At 52.8% G+C, this 16,927-nt stretch carries 14 protein-coding genes; 1 reads left to right on the top strand and 13 read right to left on the bottom strand.

All coding sequences use genetic code 11. The features are described 5' to 3' along the window. The first annotated feature begins 94 nt into the window (after nucleotides 1-94). Entirely contained in the window at nucleotides 95-1,912 is a 1,818-nt protein-coding gene (ggt, locus tag G7G_RS0120965; protein WP_010443439.1) for a gamma-glutamyltransferase, read from the top strand. A 242-nt stretch (nucleotides 1,913-2,154) separates the two neighbouring features. Here ggt and G7G_RS0120960 read toward each other — a convergent pair whose 3' ends face one another. The 13 genes from G7G_RS0120960 to G7G_RS0120900 all read right to left on the bottom strand — a co-directional run bounded on the left by G7G_RS0120960 (nucleotide 2,155) and on the right by G7G_RS0120900 (nucleotide 16,805). Then, nucleotides 2,155-3,153, bottom strand: coding sequence for an ABC transporter ATP-binding protein (locus tag G7G_RS0120960; protein WP_010443438.1), 999 nt, complete (start codon nucleotides 3,151-3,153; stop codon nucleotides 2,155-2,157). Between the two features lie 4 nt (nucleotides 3,154-3,157). Continuing rightward, complete coding sequence (locus tag G7G_RS0120955; protein ID WP_010443437.1) at nucleotides 3,158-4,144, bottom strand: ABC transporter ATP-binding protein; 987 nt, start codon at nucleotides 4,142-4,144, stop codon at nucleotides 3,158-3,160. Beyond that, entirely contained in the window at nucleotides 4,141-5,283 is a 1,143-nt protein-coding gene (locus G7G_RS0120950) for an ABC transporter permease (protein WP_010443436.1), read from the bottom strand. Before G7G_RS0120950 ends, G7G_RS0120955 begins: the two co-directional genes overlap by 4 nt. A gap of 5 nt (nucleotides 5,284-5,288) precedes the next feature. Then, the gene (locus G7G_RS0120945; protein ID WP_010443435.1) at nucleotides 5,289-6,293 is read right to left on the bottom strand and encodes an ABC transporter permease; all 1,005 of its coding nucleotides are present in this window, start codon (nucleotides 6,291-6,293) and stop codon (nucleotides 5,289-5,291) included. 72 nt (nucleotides 6,294-6,365) lie between these two features. After that, entirely contained in the window at nucleotides 6,366-8,405 is a 2,040-nt protein-coding gene (locus G7G_RS0120940; protein ID WP_010443434.1) for an ABC transporter substrate-binding protein, read from the bottom strand. A gap of 29 nt (nucleotides 8,406-8,434) precedes the next feature. After that, nucleotides 8,435-9,280: a DeoR/GlpR family DNA-binding transcription regulator gene (locus tag G7G_RS0120935; RefSeq protein ID WP_010443433.1), complete on the bottom strand. Its 846-nt coding sequence runs from the start codon at nucleotides 9,278-9,280 to the stop codon at nucleotides 8,435-8,437. Between the two features lie 176 nt (nucleotides 9,281-9,456). Beyond that, nucleotides 9,457-10,296: an EamA family transporter gene (locus G7G_RS0120930; protein ID WP_010443432.1), complete on the bottom strand. Its 840-nt coding sequence runs from the start codon at nucleotides 10,294-10,296 to the stop codon at nucleotides 9,457-9,459. Between the two features lie 10 nt (nucleotides 10,297-10,306). After that, nucleotides 10,307-11,452 carry an iron-containing alcohol dehydrogenase gene (locus tag G7G_RS0120925; protein ID WP_010443431.1) on the bottom strand — a complete coding sequence of 382 codons (1,146 nt, stop codon included), beginning with the start codon at nucleotides 11,450-11,452 and terminating at the stop codon, nucleotides 10,307-10,309. A gap of 65 nt (nucleotides 11,453-11,517) precedes the next feature. After that, nucleotides 11,518-12,900, bottom strand: a complete 1,383-nt coding sequence (locus tag G7G_RS0120920) for an aldehyde dehydrogenase family protein (RefSeq protein WP_010443430.1) — start codon at nucleotides 12,898-12,900, stop codon at nucleotides 11,518-11,520. An 89-nt stretch (nucleotides 12,901-12,989) separates the two neighbouring features. Next, on the bottom strand, nucleotides 12,990-14,351 hold the full coding sequence (locus G7G_RS0120915) for a glutamine synthetase family protein (protein ID WP_010443429.1): 1,362 nt from the start codon (nucleotides 14,349-14,351) through the stop codon (nucleotides 12,990-12,992). Continuing rightward, on the bottom strand, nucleotides 14,336-15,097 hold the full coding sequence (locus G7G_RS0120910; protein WP_010443428.1) for an N-formylglutamate amidohydrolase: 762 nt from the start codon (nucleotides 15,095-15,097) through the stop codon (nucleotides 14,336-14,338). Before G7G_RS0120910 ends, G7G_RS0120915 begins: the two co-directional genes overlap by 16 nt. A 127-nt stretch (nucleotides 15,098-15,224) precedes the next feature. Beyond that, the gene (locus G7G_RS0120905; protein WP_120981296.1) at nucleotides 15,225-16,013 is read right to left on the bottom strand and encodes an inositol monophosphatase family protein; all 789 of its coding nucleotides are present in this window, start codon (nucleotides 16,011-16,013) and stop codon (nucleotides 15,225-15,227) included. An 18-nt stretch (nucleotides 16,014-16,031) separates the two neighbouring features. Then, nucleotides 16,032-16,805, bottom strand: a complete 774-nt coding sequence (locus G7G_RS0120900) for a DeoR/GlpR family DNA-binding transcription regulator (RefSeq protein WP_010443426.1) — start codon at nucleotides 16,803-16,805, stop codon at nucleotides 16,032-16,034. Between the last annotated feature and the right edge of the window lie 122 nt (nucleotides 16,806-16,927).

Genomic DNA, 16,927 nt, shown 5'->3' with positions numbered 1-16,927 from the left:
GATCAGTATCATTACGGTGATCGTATTTCTTACTTGGTTCGCAATTTTTTTTGCCCAACTGTTTGCTTTAATGCGTTCTTGGAGGAACCCAACGATGAATGACACCCCAAAACAAAAGCGCGGTCTAGCAGCCTCTGCTGTAATTCTGAGTGCGCTATTGAACAGTACTGCCTTCGCCCAACAGACCACAGACGCGGTCGCACCTGAAGCAGCCACCACCGGTGCACTGGACAAACTGTCAGAGCGCGCTGAAGCCGCCTTGGTAAAGCGCGATGCCGGGCAGCCCGTTGTCGCTTCAGACTGGATGGTCTCGGCAGCGAACCCGTTGGCTGTGGAAGCTGGCGCTCGTGTTTTGTCAAAAGGCGGAACTGCAGCGGACGCCATGGTCGCCGTACAATCTGTACTTGGATTGGTAGAACCTCAGTCTTCGGGGCTGGGCGGTGGTGCATTTCTTGTCTGGTTTGATGCCGAAACTGGTGAACTGACCACATTGGATGGCCGCGAAACAGCTCCAATTGAAGTGAATCCACGTCTGTTTCAGGACGCTGAGGGCGAAAAACGGGGGTTCTATGACGCGGCCATCGGTGGCATCTCGGTCGGCGTGCCAGGCACCCCTGCCCTTATGGAAGACGCGCATCGCCGCTGGGGCAGCGCAAACTGGCCCTCTTTGTTTGAGGATGCAATAGACTTGGCCGAAAACGGGTTCACAGTTACACCCCGCCTTGCAGGTATGATCGAGTGGGATGCTGAGCGACTCAGTCAAGTGCCGTCAACAGCTGCATATTTCATGCCCGATGGCGCAGGACTACAGGTTGGCGATCATCTGCAGAACCAGGCCTACGGGCAAACTCTACGTAGTTTTGCGGTCGAAGGGGCCGATGCATTTTATACGGGTGAAATTGCCGAGGATATTGTGGCAACAGTGCGTGGGGCCGTACGCAACCCAGGGGTTCTTAGCATGCTGGATATGACCAACTACCGTGTGGTGGAAAGACCTGCGGTCTGCGCGACATATCGGAGCTTTGAGGTCTGCGGTATGGGACCGCCATCATCGGGGGGCCTAAGTGTCGGGCAAATCCTTGGCCATTTGCAACCTTATGATATTGCCGCGATGGGCCCCGAAAGCCCAGAGGCATGGCGTCTGATCGGGGATTCCTCGCGGCTCGCTTTTGCTGATCGTGGGCGGTATATCGCAGACAGCGATTTTGTTCCAGTTCCGGTTGGCGGCCTGCTGGACGAAACCTACCTGAAAGACCGTGCATCGTTACTAGAAGGCCCAGCGGCGCTGGATACCGTCTCACATGGACAACCCGAGTTCGACCACGTGCTGCTTTGGGCCGACAATATCGATATGTCGATGCCCTCCACATCTCATATTTCAATCGTAGATCGCTATGGAAATGTGTTGTCGATGACCACGACCATCGAAACAGGTTTTGGTTCACATTTAATGACCAAGGGCGGCTTTCTGCTGAACAACGAATTGACCGATTTCTCGTTTGCCACACATAGTGATGGTGTCCCGATTGCAAATGCAGTTGCACCGGGAAAACGACCAAGATCATCAATGGCACCGACGATTGTAATGCAGGACGGAGAGCCGGTTCTAGCGGTTGGATCACCGGGCGGGTCACGGATCATCGGTTATGTGGCACAGGCTATTATTTCCGTATTGGACTGGGACATGGATGTCCAAAGCGCCGCAGCCGCTCCTCATCTGATCAATCGGTTTGGCACATATGATCTCGAAGAAGGGACGGATGCCGAAGCCCTGGCTCCGGCGCTGGAAGAAATGGGATTTGAAACCAACAGCCGCGCACTGACCAGTGGATTGCATATGATCAAAATCAGTCCTACCGGATTGGAGGGCGGCGCAGATCCGCGTCGCGAGGGCATCGCATTGGGCGAGTAATCGCACCTATAATGCAGAGACGGAAAGGCGGCTGATCAACAGCCGCCTTATCAAATCGGACTATCGACTGTCAAAAACACATCCCTGCGGCGGCACTCAATCGGTAGGCGGCGCCTTAAAAACCGGTCGGTTTGGGTCGCCTCCCTTATCAGCGCAACATTCGTCCTGATGAAATTCGATCACTTCCCACAGACGATTATATTGCGGTACACAACGGAGAACGGGACGCAATCCAACTTAACTTAGACTGCGGTCTGAAGTTCCTGCCAGCGGTGACAGGAAACGGAATGGCCGGCTTCGCATATCTCCATCTCAGGCTCTTTCTGTCTACACAGGTCTGTCGCAGAGGGGCATCGTGTGTGGAACTGACATCCTGTTGGGCGGTTTGTCGGCGATGGGATCTCACCCTCCAACCGCTGCACTTTTCCTTTATCATCGGGGTCCAGAGAAGGGATCGCCGAAAACAACGCCTTCGTATAGGGATGCCGAGGTGCCTCGAACAACTGCCGCGTCGGGGCACTTTCCATAATCTGACCAAGATACATTACTGCCACATGATCGCAGGTATGTGCGACCACGGACAGGTCGTGGCTGATAAACAGGTAAGTCAGGCCCATTTCATCTTGCAACGACTTAAGCAAATTCAAAATATCGGCCTGAATCGACACGTCCAAAGCTGCGACACTTTCATCTGCAATAACAAACCGAGGTCTGGACACCAGTGCGCGAGCGATCGAAATACGCTGACGCTGACCCCCGGAAAACGCATGTGGGAAACGGCGCAGGTGTTCGATATTGAGCCGACACATCGCGGCCACTTCGCGAACCCGCTCGTCCACCTCATCACGCGACTTACAGAGCCCCATAACTTCAAGAGGTTCAGCGATAATGTCGCGCACCGTCATGCGTGGCGACAACGCTGCGTAGGGATCCTGAAAAATCAACTGTGCCCTTCGCCGGTATTCTTTAAGATCTGCTCCGGCCAGATCTCCAAGGTCATAGTTTACTTCGCCATCATCATAATGTGCTGAACCGCCTGTGATCGGTACCGCGTTCAACAGGGCACGACCAAATGTCGTTTTTCCAGACCCGCTTTCACCGACCACCCCAAAGAACGACCCCTTTGGGATGGCGAGAGTTACATGATTAACCGCTTTCAGGACCCGCCTATTGAAGAGTTGGCCACCCACCGGGAAACCAACCGAAAGATCGCGTGTTTGGATTAGGTATTCAGAACTCATTCACTTATCCTTCAGCGCACAAGTGACACGCGGTGCGGTGATTTTCGCCCGTATCAGACCATTGCGGCACAACAGTGCGACAAATGTCGCCTATCACCTTGCCGCAACGGGTGTGAAAGACACATCCCGCAGGCCGTTCCAGAGGTGACGGAATATCTCCTGGGATCGGCATGAGCGGTTTCTCCAGGTCATCCAACTGCGGCAGGGCATCGATCAGACCTTTGGTATAGGGGTGATATGGGTTCCGAATAACTTCGCGCACCGGTCCCTGCTCAATCATCTTGCCCAGATACATCACCGCCACTTTGTCTGCGGTTTGTGCGACGACGCCAAGATCATGAGTGATAAAGATAATCCCCATGCCGAACTCAGCCACGAGGTCTTTCATCAGATCTATTACTTGCGCCTGAATGGTTACATCCAAGGCCGTCGTGGGCTCATCCGCAATCAGCAGCTTGGGTTTGGTCGATAGGGCCATGGCTATCATCGCCCGTTGCCGCATACCGCCGGACATCTCAAACGCATATTGCCCAAACCGAGTGGATGCGTCAGAGATACCGACCCGGTCCAGCATTTCAATTGATAGCTCTTTAGCCTGTTTCTTGGACAAGTCAGTGTGGATCAACAACTGCTCAACCATCTGGCTGCCGACTGTCATCGCCGGCGCAAAACTGGCCATGGGTTCCTGAAAGATCATCGAGATCGACCCACCCCGTACAATTTCCATATCGCGGGGGCGTTTCAGGCTCATGACATCCACTGGGCCGCTATCAAGATGCAAGGTAATCCGACTTTCCGGAGAATAGACCGCATTTCCCGGATTAAGCTTCATCAGAGATTTCGCAGTCACGGACTTTCCAGAACCACTTTCCCCTACAAGGCCCATGACTTCGCCGGGCGCCAGCGAGAAAGACACATCATCTACCGCAGTGATCAAACCTTCGTCGGTCTTAAATTGCAGCGTAAGATTTTCGACGTCGATCAGGCTCATTTGCGGGTCTCCGAATATGGATCAGCGGCATCACGCAATCCATCACCAACGAAGACGAAAGCCATGACAAGAGCGATGAAGAAAAAGACCGGAATAAAATACCAATGGTAGTTCAATAAAACGTCCGCCTTGGTCACGTTCTGGAGCATTACTCCCAATGAATTGACCGGATCCTTAAGCCCTAGCCCAATAAAACTGAGAGCCGTCTCCGACAGAACAACATACGGAAACGAGATCACCAGATCGACGATGATATAGCTGGTAAAGCTGGGCAGGAGATGTCGCCGAATAACGTGCCCTGCAGATGCTCCGCAAAGTTGAGCCGCCAAAACATATTCCTGATTACGCTCGGTCAGCAGATGAGTTCGCACCCTTCGCGCCAGCGTCGGCCACCCGACCAATCCCAGTATCAGTGTAATAACGAAAAATCTGGTCTCGGCTGACCACTCGGGCGGAATAAAGGCCGCAATAGCCATAAAGAGCGGGATCGAAGGCACCGTCCTGACCGCGTCGGTAATCATCTGGATCACGCTGTCAATCGCGCCACCGTAGTAGCCAGCAATCCCCCCGATCATCAGCGCAAGAACGAATGAGATCACTACTCCCAGAGTTCCCACCTGAAGCGACGTCCAGACAGCATGAAGCGTACGCGAGAAGATATCTTTGCCCGCACTATCAGTTCCGAATAGATGAACGTATCCTTGCTCCATACCGAACAAATGGATGTTGCCAGGGATAAACCCGAATAGCCTGTAGCTATCTCCCTTTACGAAGAACTCCATATAGCGGCGTTCATCCTCGTTGACCTTCTCAACCCAACGAAAATTTGTCGCCAATGATCGTTCGCGTGTCACAGTGTGCAGGAACGGACGTATGGAACAGCCATTCTTGTCGCAGAATTTCGGGATCTGAGGGGCCCCATTCAAATAATCCTTATCCCGCCCCGCTATTGTCGGATCATAGGGTGACAGAAATGGTGCAAAAAGACCTGAAAGGATCAATACAACCAGCACTGTAGCGGCAATCATGGCCGCCCGTTGTTTTTTGAATCTGGCCCAGATCAGTTGGCGCTGTGAAGCCGTAAAGTAAGCTTCTTTTGCCTTCTGATCGTCAATTTTCGTGGACGTTTTTGCAGACATGGGCGTTACCTCAGAATGCTCTTGCGCACGCGCGGGTCAATTACAGCCAACAGGATGTCGGTCGCGAAGTTCAGCGTGACGATGGCAGCTGTCAGCAAGAATATGATCGCACCAGCCAACTGCTGGTCATTCGACCGTGCCAGCGCCTCAAGCAGTAGAGATCCAGCTTCGGTGAGTGTCAGGATCAGGGCCACAATGGGCAGTTCATTGAAGATACGGTTCAGGTCGAATCCAAGCGAGTTGACGATCGGCCCCAGCGCATGGCGTGCGGGATAGCGCCATAAGAGTCGGCGGCCATATATCCCGCGCGCGGCGGCGGCGGTCACGTAAAGCTTACCGATCTCGTCCGACATCAGTGCACGAACGGTTTGCAGAGCAAATGCGGTTGCCGACCATCCCAGAATGAAAATCGGCAGCCAGGCATGCTTCAAAAGATCCACAAACTTGGCCCATGACCAGGGCGCTTCACGATATTCAGGACTGAACAGGCCGGTCAGTGTTTCCCCAAAATACACGGTGGAAAACAACATCACCATCAACGCCAGCAGAAAGTTCGGCATTGCCAGACCCAAATAGCTGACGAGCCGCAGGGAATTGTTGAGGAAAGCGTTCCTTGACGCCGCCGAGATAATGCCAACCGGAATTGCGATCATATATGCCAGTGTCAAAGAGCCCAAGCAGATCCACAAAGAGATCCAAAACTTGTCACCTAGAAGTTGCGCGATATTGACGCGCAAAATGCAGCTATCCCCGAAATCACCGCGGAAAGCGCCGCTTAACCAAGTAGCCCAACGTACCAGAAAAGGACGATCAAGCCCCAGCCTTACCCTCTCAGCCTCGATATCAGCCAACGTAATGGCCGAGCCCTGCGTGTTTTTGTAGGCGAGATAGCGTTCAGCACAATCACCCGGCACAAGCTCCATCAGTGTAAAAACGATGAGCGAGACCAACACGAGAGTGACCACAGCCATCACTGCGCGCGTGGCGGCAAAGCGAGCGAATTGGAGCATTTCTTAGTTCCTGGCTAGCATGTGGAAAGGGGCGCTGACGCCCCTAACCGTTGTCTTAGATTGAAACGCCTATCACTCCGACAGCCACCACTGGGCAGGGCGGTACGGATAGGTTCTATAGAACTCGTAGGACTGCGTTTTGAATTCAGTGAAGTTCTGCAGGTTGTTCGAATGATAGATCGGGGCCGGAGCATTAACTGTACCAATGAACAGCATCTCCCCAGTCATGATCTCGACCATCTTCTGCGCAGCGGCGACCGAGGCGTCTGATCCGGGCGCACTGGATTGGTAGGTGTCCAATGCCGCTTTCAGATCAGCAACCCAAGCTGGTGGTTCCACACCATTTTCCCCATTTGAACTGATGTATTCCGCCCACAGCATACCGGTACGCACGTCGAAATACCCGTCAAACGGCGGTACCCAGATTTCACCATCGCCAAGAACCGAACCGGCTGGCTGGCTTTTGAGCCACATGCCCATGTCCAGAGTGTTTGCCGATTGCGCGGCACGAAACTCATCCGAGGTAACCTCTTTGATTGCCGTGTTGACGCCCACATCTTTCCAATTCTGTGCGATCAGTTCCACCAGTTGAGCCGATGCGGATTGCGTCGAGAACTGCCAGTCCAGCACAAACGGATCACCGTTTGGCAGATCGCGGAAACCGTCTCCGTTCTGATCAACAAGGCCAACTTCATCCAGAAGAGCATTTGCACGTTCCTGATCAAAGTTGATCTCGTAGTTCGACCACTTTTCGTCGATGAAATCCGGACGTGGAGAAAAACCAATATACTGTGTTGGCTCACCAAGACCGAATGCGGTTACCTCATTTAGCTGATTGCGATCCATCGCAACCGACATCGCTGTTCTAAAACGAATGTCATTGAAGATCGCTCTTTTAGCTTCATCCTCAGCAGTAACGTTGAACGTCAGCACCGGGTAGCCAATTGCCGGCTTCACTTCTAAAGTGTAGTTCCCGCTTTCCTGACCTTCCAACAGAACCGGAGCAGATGTCAGGTTTACGCCCTGCGACTTGTAATCCACCTCACCGTTCAACAGTTTAAGGTTCCGCACCTCTTCATCTGGAACATAGGTCTCATCCATCTCAGAGATATAGGGCAGCTGGTTTCCTGCCGTATCCACCTGGAAGAAATATGGGTTCGCAACGTAGTGGCGCCCCTCTGTGCTTTCCTTGACCAGAATGTGGCTTTCCAATGTTGGCATCGCATCCTTGGGCAGACCTGCCAGTTTATCACCCGCGGTCAACATCGGAGATGGCGTGTCCATCCAGTCGGAATTACCGTAATAAGCTTTAATCAGCTCATAACCGTTCTCATATCCAAGTGCTTGTGCATTGGCGTCCGCATTTGCATCCAGAGCCGGATGGAACTGTTCAAAGAAATGCTTTGGCTGGAAGGGCTGAACATACGTGAAAGAGAACGTCTCTGTCAGACCCGGCTTCGGCGCTGCCAGCGCAAAACGAACGGTAGTATCGTCCAGCGCCTCAACCTTCATCGGTTCACCACCTGCCAGCGCGTAGTCCTTCGCTTCGGCTATAACGTTGGTGTCCATCATCAGGTTATCATACCAAAAGACAACATCTGCGGATGTAAATGGCGCGCCATCCGACCATTTGTGACCTGAACGCAGATGAACCGTCAGCTCGGTGAATGCGTCATTCCATTCCCAGGACTTCGCAACATTGGGCACCAAGGTTTGCAAGTCGTCGGAATAACGGAACAGATTGACGTGGCGCACAGACAAGAAGTCGGATGTACCGCTTTCCGTAGCGTTGGACAGCGCGTCCAGCTGGCCACCATACTGACCAATACTGTCGTAGGGCACGATAACCAGTGGATCAGCTGGCAACCGATCCGCTACTGCTGGTAGGGCTTCGTTGCCTCGGATCATGCCGTTGAGATCTGCGATAGATGGATTTTCCGAAAATCCAAGCGTACAATTTCCTGCGGACTGGAATTCAGACAGATCAAATTGCTGAGGATATGCCCCATCCGTCAGGCCTTGCATATCTACCACCGTCGCAGTCGGACAATTTGCCCAGGCAGCACTTCCAAGAGTCGCAAATGCGGCTCCGGACATCAAAAGCTTCTTCATGATAACCTCCCTAAAGATAGCTCTGTTTCTTAGTTTTCTTCATCTATGGCGGCATTGGCATCATCTGCACTTGCGCCATTGCTGGTTCCACCCCTTTCAGAAGCGACGTGGACCCTGACCCCAGCCTCATGCAGCGCCGAACCAAAGTTGGCGGGTGGGGTAATATCTGTGACCAGATCGGTCACTTGATCAAACCGACAAGCGATATTGGCCGCTCGCGCTCCAAATTTTGTGTTGTCCGTTGCGACAATCGTACGTGCGGTGTTGTCCAAAAGCGCGCGTGTCAGCTCGGCTTCCAGCAGATTCGAGGTCAGCACTCCGCCTTTCAGAGACAAGGCATCGGCACCACAGATAATGGCGTCATAGCTATACTGACACGCCAGTTGCTCGGCGGCACGCCCAAAGCTTCCGCGTTCTGAGCGGATGACTTCGCCTCCGGCAAGAATGGCGCGCGTACCGTTGTGATCTGCCAAAGATGCGATAACCGACAGCGAATTGCTCACTACCAAAAGGTCCTTATGATCGCGGAGCTGTTCCGCAACATGCGTCATGGTCGAGCCTACCGAGACGAATATCACCATTCCGTCTTCGATGATCTGGCTGACCCGATTTGCAATAAGGGTCTTCTCTTTCGCATTATGTTCGAGCGCCCCAGAGAACATTGGCGTGTCCTGCGCCCGCGACAGATACGTCCCTCCGTGAACACGTTCGACCATGTTTTCGCGTGCGAGCGCTTTGACAAGACGGCGAACGGTTTCTTCGGACACATCCATGACTTGGGCGATTTGGGTGTTGCGTGCAGAGCCGCCCAACCGTGCCAACACGTCAAGAAGCTCCCGCCCTCGATGTGGTATGTTTCCACTATCATCGTTCATTTTTTAACTTCGCCATAATTCCACTTATAAATCCACAAAAAAAGTAATAGTTTTGTGACAATTTTGGTTTTTCATAAAAATATATATCCAATTCAAACATAAACGGTCACGCCGTCAACTGCCCAACGGGCGAGTCATTACGGCACAAAATGATTGTTGTATTACTTCCTGACAGCTCAGGACGCCAAAGCGATCAATGCCACGCCGACAGCCATAATGATTGCAGCCATGATTCGACGGACCGGGTGACCTTCACCAAGCAGCAAATACCCAATCAGAGCCGCAAATATCACGGACGTTTCCCGCAAAGCCGAAACGGCACCAAGAGGCGCGAAGTTTTTTGCATAGAGGACAAGACCGTAGGCTGTCATCGAAACGAATCCACCCGTGAGCCCGATAACCCATGTCTTAGCAGGTAACGTCAACATCGCCCTGCCACGCCTGATACCAACAAAAGCCGCTATGAAAACATGCAACAGAGAGTGCCAAGCCCAGTACCCAAGCGTATTTTCGGACAGGCGCACTCCGACACCATCGACAAGCGAATAGGCTGAAATACACACTCCGGTTCCTAGGGCAAATCCCAATGCCGCGCGGCCAACGCCCTGACGTAACGCCGCCCAGCTGGATAGCTGAATAGCCCCCGCGATCAGCGCTATGCCCAACCACGCTTGTGCGGGCAGCACCTCACCCACAAAGAGCATTGCCCAAAGCGAAACCAATGCAGGCACGATGCCGCGCGCAATCGGGTAAACCACGCTGAGATCGCCATGTTTATATGCCTGACCGAGCATATAAAAATACCCGAAGTGGATCACCGTTGATCCCAACAAATACGGCCAGCTTTCAATGGCTGGAAAAGGCAGATAGGTCACCAAGATCAGGCCCGGGAAAACATGCCCAAGCGCGACCAGCCCCAACGTCACTGTTCGGTCACCGGCTGCCTTAACGATCGTATTCCAAGCGGCATGCAAAACTGCCGCCGCAAGGATAATTATGATGATGCCCGTGCTCAAATGACGTGTATTAAATCAGCGCATTAAACAGGTGGCGCAAATTTTCGCGTGTCAGTTCCACTGGATTGCCACCACAAGACGGGTCAGAGATTGCCCCTTCCACAAGCGCATCCATCTTGTCTACAGTTACGCCCATCTCGGACAACTTTCGCGGAATATTAAAACCGTCATTGAAGTCCTGCACAAAGCTCTGAAAGCCCTCAAATCCCCCATCAATACCCAGATAACCAGCCGCCAGATTAAAGCGATCGCGAATGACGTCCGCATTGAACTTGAGAACCTCCGGCATGCACACAGCATTTGTGGTGCCGTGGTGAGTGTTAAAGATCGCGCCGATCGGGTGACTCAAGGCGTGAATAGCACCTAGTCCCTTCTGAAAGGCCGTGGCCCCCATGGCTGCTGCACTCATCATATGGGCCCGTGCCTCAAGGTCCGTACCGTCTGCATAGGCCCGCGGCAGATTGTTGATGACAAGGCGCATGCCTTCCAGTGCAATACCCTGACTCATCGGATGGTAATGTGGCGAGGAGTACGCTTCAACACAATGAGCAAAGGCGTCAAGACCGGTGCCAGCCGTAATGAACTTGGGCATGCCAACGGTCAATTCCGGATCACAAATCACAACCGAGGGTAAAACTTTCGGGTGGAAGATGATTTTTTTGACGTGAGTTTGTGAATTCGTGATGATGCTCGCACGGCCAACTTCCGAACCCGTACCCGCAGTGGTTGGTACCGCAATGATGGGCGCAATTACATCGGCATCCGCACGTGTCCACCAATCGCCCACATCTTCAAAATCCCAGATCGGACGCGTTTGATTGGCGTGGAATGCCACCATCTTACCGAGATCGAGACCGGACCCGCCGCCAAATGCAATGACCCCATCATGGCCACCCTCTTTGTAGGCGTCCACACCCGCCGCCAGATTCAACTCTGATGGGTTCGGATCCACATCAGAAAACAAACCGCGACCAAGACCCTCCGCTTCCAGGATATCGAGCGCGCGTTCCGTGATCGGCAAATTGGCCAATCCTTTATCCGTCACCAATAACGGGCGGTTTATTCCGAGATCCTTGCAGGCACCCGCCAACTCAGAAATGCGCCCAACGCCAAATTTGATCGCGGTCGGATACGACCAGTTTCCCGTGATGCTCATTCTCTCACCTATTCAATTCAAAGGGTGCATGCACCCAACATGTGATGTCTGCGTTGCCACAGAGATTACTTAGTCACCTTTTTCAGGTGATAGCTCTTTGGTCGGGTTAAGTTGTGATAACCAATGACCGACAATCCGCCGCCACGTCCGGTGTTTTTACAACCCGTCCAGCAAAGACCGGGATCAAGATAATCTGCCCGGTTCAAGAACACCGTGCCAGTCTCGATCCGATCACCTATGTGGGCTGCCCGGTCGACGTCCTGCGTCCAAAGACTTGCTGTCAGCCCAAACTCGCTGTCATTCATCAAAGCAACAGCTTCATCGTCTGAAGACACTTTCATGATGCCAACAACTGGGCCAAAACTCTCGTCACGCATCACACGCATATCATGATTGACGTTTGTCAAAATCTGCGGCGTCAGATACGCGCCACCATCATCTTCGGCAAACAGATCGATATGCGCGACAGCTCCATCTGCGAGAGCCTCTGATATCTGCGCCCGGACTTCCGCAGCAAACCGCAAATTGGCCATTGGCCCGATCGTCGTCTCAGCATCTAAAGGATTGCCAAGCTTGTATCCCTTTACAATCTCGACGGCCTTCTCAACAAATTGATCATAGAGACTTTCATGCACATAGATACGTTCGATGCCGCAACAGCATTGGCCAGAGTTGAACATCGCGCCATCGATCAGGGTGTCAACCGCAGCGTCCAGATCGGCATCCTCCATCACATAGCCGGGATCTTTTCCTCCAAGCTCGGTCCCGACTCCGGTAAAGGTTCCTGCGGCAGCTCTCTCCATGGCAATTCCACCACCGACGGAACCTGTGAAGTTTACATAATCAAACGCATTGCCTGCGATCAGATCATTGGTCACCTCATGGGTTAGGAAAACATTCTGGAATACGCCTTCTGGCACGCCCGCAGAATGAAATGCTTGCGCCATACGTTCCCCGACTATCAGTGTCTGAGTTGCGTGTTTCAGCAAAACCGCATTGCCCGCAATCAGTGCCGGAGCCACCGTGTTGATCGCAGTCATGAACGGATAATTCCAAGGGGCTACAACAAAAACCACACCGTGCGGAACACGCTTGATATAGCGTTTGAAGGTCGCATCCTCGCCCACTTCGATATCAGCAAGGCTTTCCGAGGCAATAGATGCCATGTGGCTAGCGCGTTCATTGAACCCACCGAACTCGCCACCATAGCGCACCGGGCGGCCCATCATTTTTGCGATTTCAGGAACGATTTCATCATTCATCGCCCCGACAGCGGCAACCCCAGCCATAACCAAATCGATCCGCTCTTCTAGCGGGCGCGAAGCCCAAACTGCCTGTGCGCCTCGGGCGCGCTCTGCCGCAGCAAAGGCCTCATCCCGTGACAGAGCCACGCGTTCTGCAAATACCGACCCGTCAATCGGTGAGATACATTTCAAAACCTGATCCATGCCAGTTCTCCAGATGCAGGGATTCCACCCTGTCTATTCAAAGAAAGTCCCATAAACCCAACGAGCGACGTTCCGAGGGCAATACGGAGCTATGCCCGCTCAAATCCGCGCGCGATCTCGTAGTCAGTCACGACACGTTCAAATTCTTCGATTTCCACCTCAGCAGCGTGCGTATAGTGGTCGATGGCTTCGTCGCCCAAAGCCGCGCGAAGCATCGTAGATCCGTGTAACGCGTCACGCGCATCGCGAAGATTACCCGGAATCATCCCGGATTCTCCCTGATATACGTCACCTTTGGTTGGAGCTTGAAGCTCTAGGCCCTGTTCAATACCTGCAATACCTGCGGCAAGCATGCCTGCCATGGCAAGATAAGGGTTCATATCGGAGCCAGGGATCCGGCACTCAATACGAATAGCTTTTGTACCATCGCCACAAAGTCGGTATCCGGCAGTACGATTATCCACCGACCAAATGATGCGGGTCGGTGCAAAAGTACCCTTCATGAACCGTTTGTAGCTATTGATGTAGGGCGCCATGAAGTAGGTGTAGTCTGGCGCATACTTCAACAAACCGGCGGTATAGGCCTTCATTACTTCAGACATGCCCAAACTGTCGCTTGGATCAAAGAACGCATTTGAACCCTCTTTCCAAAGCGATTGATGAACGTGGGACGAACTGCCTACCTTGTCATGGTGCCATTTCGGCAGAAATGTCGCCGCATGGCCTTGCTGCCACGCGATTTCTTTGACGGCGTGTTTTGCGATTGTGTGATAAGCCGCCGTGTCCAATGCTGAGGCATACTTGATATTCAGCTCTTCCTGACCGGTCTCTGCTTCACCTTTCGAATTTTCCACCGGAATCCCAGCATTCCACAAATGATTGCGGATCGGGCGCATCACGTGTTCTTCCTTTGTGGTTTGGAATATGTGATAATCTTCGTTGTAACCCGATATCGGCTCCAGATCCCGAAACCCGCTTTTGCGGATTTCATCAAAGTTCTTTTCGAAGAGAAAAAACTCCAGCTCAGTTGCCATCTTAGCATCATATCCAAGCGCATTCAGGCGTTTTACCTGCGATTTAAGCATCGCGCGTGGAGAATGAGGGACCTCCTCATGTGTGTGGTGATCAAGAATGTCACACAGCACGAGTGCCGTACCTTCCAGCCACGGTACCGGCCGTAGCGTGGTCAAATCAGGCTTCATAACATAGTCGCCATAGCCCCGCTCCCAGGAAGTCGAAGCGTAGCCATCCGGCGTTCCCATCTCCAGATCAGTTGCCAGCAGGTAATTGCAACAGTGCGTTTCCTCATAAGCACCCGCAACAAAATGCGCCGCGTGAAAACGTTTCCCCATCAAACGTCCCTGCATATCTGCAAAACAGACCAAAACAGTGTCGATTGCGCCGTCTTGGACCTCCGCTTGAAGGTCCTCAAAAGTCATCGTTCCGCCCATGACAATTCCTCCAAATGAGCGATTTCCTTTATGGCAGGTTGAAGAAGCGTCAATAGCTCTTCCGTGATCTCCGCCACATCCTCCGGAGAGCGCATCAGATCATTGCGCACTTCGATCATGACATTCGCCAATCCACGGGACTGGGCGTGCAACCTGAGCGAATGTGTAACCCCATCGCCGGGTCCGTAAGGTTCATTCCGTTCTACCCGACGATGCGAAAGTAAAGTTTTCCGCGCCAGCATCGCGTCGGCCAGGCGACTGTCTTCATCATGCAACAGCCCGATTTCGACCGCACGCTTTGCGCCGTAATATATCGGCGTAAAACTGTGTATCGTCACAACCACCGGATCGTTGTTGCGGGCTTCCAAAACGCCTGACACGGCCGCACAGAATGGTCCATAGACAGACTGTATTCTTGCATCGCGCTGTGACTGGTTCAGATTCTGATTTCCCGGAACCTCAATCAGCTCGGACCTTTCCGGTATCGCACTTGGCGCATCCGGTGGACGGTTACAGTCGTAAACCAACCGCGAAACCCGCAATAGTATGGCGGGCGCATCCAGCGCGGCACTCAAGGCCAATGTAACCTCACGCGCACCAGGGTCCCAAACCGCGTGGCTCAACCTGTCTTTATCGGCAAGGCCCAATTCGTCATAGGCTTCGGGTATTGTGGAGCTTGCATGCTCGCACAACAACACGACACGACCCTTGCCATTCGGATTCAATATCTCAACCGGGTCGATCATGCGCCTGCCACCTCCCTGTAGAGGTTTGCACCAAGGCTGAACTTTGTGCCACGACGCACCACATGAACGACAAAACCATCAGCATCGCCGCGCGCACAAATTCAAATAGAAATCTGCCATTTACCATCTAGCGTCCCAGGGTCATGGCCAATAGCTCGGCATGCAATGCAGGCGTCGCGGCTGATATCACACGACCATCCGAATTCAGATTAAGCGGATTACCATTCCAATCAGTAATCACACCACCGGCAGCTTCGATGACAGCCGCAACCGGAAGAAAATCGTAAGGTTGTAGGTCATAGTCAATAACCGCATCAACGTGCCCCATCGCAACCAGGGCATGGGGATAGCAATCGTAGGCAAACCTTCGGGTTTGACCGGAATGCATCAAATCTCTGAACAAATCAGGGTGATCACGGTAAATCTTATCTCCTTCATTCACGAAGAATACTGCGTGGCTCAAACTCTCTGTTCCACTGACTGAAACCGACTGGCCATTTAGCATGGCCCCTTGCCCTTTGATACCAAGCAGACATTCATTCAGTGCGGGCATTCCAATCACGCCAAGCAAAGGTTCACCCTTAACAAGCAAACCCAACAAGAAGCCAAATAAAGGATGGCCTGACAGAAACGAACGGGTGCCGTCAATCGGATCGATGATCCAGACATGATCACGATTCAACCCCTCGGCACCCTGTTCCTCACCAAATATTCCATCTTCTGGAAAGTGCTCAGCCAGATAGGCACGCACGATGGTTTCGACGCCTTTATCTGCCTGAGTCACAGGGCTTTCATCGGTTTTGAATTCAACGCCCAGACGGCCACGAAAATAACCCCGAGCTGCGTCAGCGGCCAAAGCTGCAATCTGCGTCGCATGCTCTGCATGTGTTTTCCCGTCCGTAGTCGATCTAACCATTTCTGAAGGGCTCAACATTCAATACGATCCATCTGCAATTACTGCTTTGATACCCCAGGCATCCAGTGATTGCGCGAGTGCCTTACTAGGCGCTTTATCGGTCACAATATGACTAATCTGGCGCGGGGCGGGTCCTACGAAGGGCGCAGATTCGCTGAGTTTGCCGTGGTCGAATGCAATCAGAATCTGGTCGGCACATTCCGCCACGATCTGCGCAAGCTCTGCCTCTGCATTGCTGTGATACAAAAAGCCTCGGCGTGGTGAAACGGCATCCGCACTGAGGATCGCCATGTCATATACCAGTCGCTGGGCCTGTCTATGGGTTACGTGACCAAAGGCACCACGCTCATTGGCCTGCATTTCTCCGCCAAGAATATGCACCCGGTTACCATTCACGTTGACCAGTGTCTGGGCCACTCCAATCGAATTGGTCGCGATTGTCAGGTTTTGATGCCGTCGCAGTTCTTCCGCGACAAATGCAGTGGTCGATCCAACATCAAGAAAAAGGGTCATGCCGTCAGATACTAGCGTACTAACGACATTGGCAATCAGCCGCTTTTCTGTCGGGCGCTGAGTAATGCGCCGAAAAAAGCTGGGGTCGTTCTGTGTGCCCACCAAATAAGCACCACCACGCACGCGGGCCACCATTGCGGTTTTGGAAAGGGACTTGATTGTTCTCCGTACTGTTTCCTCGGAAACGTCGAGCGCTTTCGCCAGATCTGTGTTCCGCGCAGAGCCACCCAGGCGCCTCAGCGCTTCAAGAAGCTCAATTTCTCGATGTGTCTGCGACATCCGCTTTCCACAATATCCCTCGCATCTTCCACGTTATCCCACAATATTTTACAAACGCAACAATTCTTGCGTCCATATGTTGATTTTTGATGTTTAATGTGGATTTTGGCAGGGCGTGCAGC

Source organism: Ruegeria conchae, assembly GCF_000192475.1.
Classification (GTDB): domain Bacteria; phylum Pseudomonadota; class Alphaproteobacteria; order Rhodobacterales; family Rhodobacteraceae; genus Ruegeria; species Ruegeria conchae.
The sequence above is the reverse complement of the archived record's forward strand: the minus strand, read 5'-3'. Positions and strand labels throughout refer to the sequence as shown.